The organism is Halococcus salifodinae DSM 8989, assembly GCF_000336935.1.
GTDB classification, from domain to species: Archaea; Halobacteriota; Halobacteria; order Halobacteriales; family Halococcaceae; genus Halococcus; species Halococcus salifodinae.
On the sequence record NZ_AOME01000037.1, the window covers coordinates 1 to 2304 of the forward strand.

The 2304-nt window shown below is 57.5% G+C and carries 2 protein-coding genes; both read left to right on the plus strand.

Features of this window, described 5'->3' with window-relative positions; genetic code table 11:
* Positions 1 to 175: 175 nt before the first annotated feature.
* Positions 176 to 814, plus strand: coding sequence for a methyltransferase domain-containing protein (locus tag C450_RS20715; protein WP_005041694.1), 639 nt, complete (start codon positions 176 to 178; stop codon positions 812 to 814).
* A 577-nt stretch (positions 815 to 1391) separates the two neighbouring features.
* The coding region (locus C450_RS06575; RefSeq protein ID WP_005041696.1) for a hypothetical protein at positions 1392 to 2304 on the plus strand (913 nt) is incomplete at its 3' end.

Here is a 2304-nt window from a genome sequence, read left to right on the forward strand (position 1 = left end):
CCGGAGTTGGTGGGAACGGCTGTTTCACTCGTAACGTGGTGTGTTCCGTGCCGATCACGTCGGATCGCTACCCTGTCAGAAACCAAGTGCCTGACAGGGGGTGTACCTAGACAGTGTTTGCTCGTGATTCCGGCGAAAGCTACCGATTATATCTTATCGCCACAATCCGCAGATGATGAGCGTCCTTGAAGACAAATCACGCGCGAGATTGTTTTACAAATACCTTTCAAGAGTGTATGATGTCATCAACCCATTCTTTTGGGAGGAAGAAATGCGAAGTGATGCTCTTTCCATGGTTGATATAGAACAAGATGATCGTGTTCTTGATGTCGGCTGTGGAACGGGCTTTTCCATAGAAGGACTAGTACAGTATTCCGATGATATACATGGAATTGACCAATCAAGACATCAATTAGAGAAATCTATTGGGAAATTTGGTGAAAATGGGTCCGTGGAATTACATCGAGGAGATGCAGAACGTCTTCCGTTTAGAGACGATACCTTCGATATTGTTTGGTCGTCCGGGTCCATCGAATATTGGCCAAATCCCGTAGAGGCGCTTCATGAATTCAGACGTGTAACTAAACCCGGAAATCGAGTCCTAGTCGTTGGTCCAGATGAGCCACAGAACGCAATACTCCGTAGAATATCTGATAGGATCATGCTGTTCTATGGTGAGAAAGAGGCTGATCGAATGTTCTCCGAAGCTGGCTTTAGAGACATTGAACATCGTATTCTCCAGCGTTCACCAAACAGTCCCCGAGCTATCGTCACCGTCGCTAAGGCTCCGGAGGCGTCGGGGCTGGCGGGATAAGCATGATTTTGATTCGTTGTCGGTAGATTCAAGAGCCAGGGCTGAGTCCGGCGATGTAACTAAGCAACGTGAACGGAAGTCCGGGAGAAGGCCCCGGACAGCCGCGTACGCTCCCAGGACCTAACTGGGAACGCGGTGGCAATGCCGGCCGGGCGATTGCCGTACTGGGGCTTTCTCCAGCCGAGGTAATAGGGCTAACGCCTGATGCCGAAGGCCGGTCCGCTTGTTTTCTTCTGAGAGGTGCGAGAGCGCGCTGTGAGCGCTGCTGGTTGCGAGGTGCTGGTTGTGTTGTGAAAACGGGAGAGCGGTCCGTTGCTTGGCATCAGCGGCAGGCTATAATAGCTCTGCCTGTCGTGTATGCTGGTTGGAGGGGACAAAATGGTTCCGGCCGGCTGTTAGAATCCTGGAAGCCCTGTGACCCGGCGCGAAAGCCCGCGCAGGCCGCTGTGCGGCCGAGCAGGAACGTGGAGGGGGGTGGGGGGGCGCTCGCGTTGTGGGGAGCGCCCGGAGGGAACGGGCTGTATGGCCTGCCCGGCCGGAGGCCGGGAATTCTTGTGCGGTTGCGGAGGCGATCGCCGTGAGCGTCGAGTGGGAGGAACAGACTGCGCTCGACGACGCGCATGAGGAGCGGCGCACCGATGCCACGCTCTCGGAGCTGTTCGATGCTCACACGTCGACGTTCTTCTCGGCGCTCGTCCGAATGCGCGCGCTCGACAACCCCCCCGAAAGTAGCCCTTCACTCGATACTTGCGAACAACTTTCGAGACGAGAGCAAAATCCCGACACGGAAGACGAATTTGGGACGCGCGACGAGGCTTCCCAGGCCGCCGAAGCACTCCGCTCGTCGATCAGCCGCTCGCGCGAGAAGCAGCGAGTGGTGACCGCGCTCGTCCTCGCGGGCGAGATTGCTCACGCCGAGCGGGTGGCGAAGTGCATGCAGCAATCCGTCCAGCTGGAGTGCCCGGTGATGGCCGGAGGGTGTGGGTCGGACGACAACTATACCCCGATAACGTGCGATAGCCGGCTCTGTCCCGCGTGTATGGACCGCGCGATGGGGCGCAACATCGAGAAGTATCTGGGACAGGTCGAAGCGATGGATTATCCGACGTTGCTCACGCTGACGATCGAGAACGTCGATGACCTGAAGCAAGGAAAAGAGGCGATACAGGGGGCGTTCGGCCGATTGCGCCAACGGACCATACCCACCGAGGGCGAGCAGGGTGAGAAACGGTGGGGGTGGTTGACCGGCGACGACGATGGTGACCCATCGGACCACTACTGGAAGAGCGCGTTGTGCGCAGCGGGCGCGCACGATCTCGCGCGCCGGCTCCAGAAGCGGTATGTCGACGAAGGGCGACAGATCCCGTGGAAGGAACTCGTTGAGGGCGGAGTGTATGGGATAGATATCCTCCAGACTGGGGAGAATGAGGATGGGTCGTTCAACGTCCACATCCACGCGATATGCGAGATGCCGTACATCCCGCAGGCGG

Excerpts from the sequence above, each read along its gene's own strand:
- C450_RS20715 (WP_005041694.1), top strand. The coding sequence starts at position 176 with ATGAGCGTCCTTGAAGACAAATCACGCGCGAGATTGTTTTACAAATAC.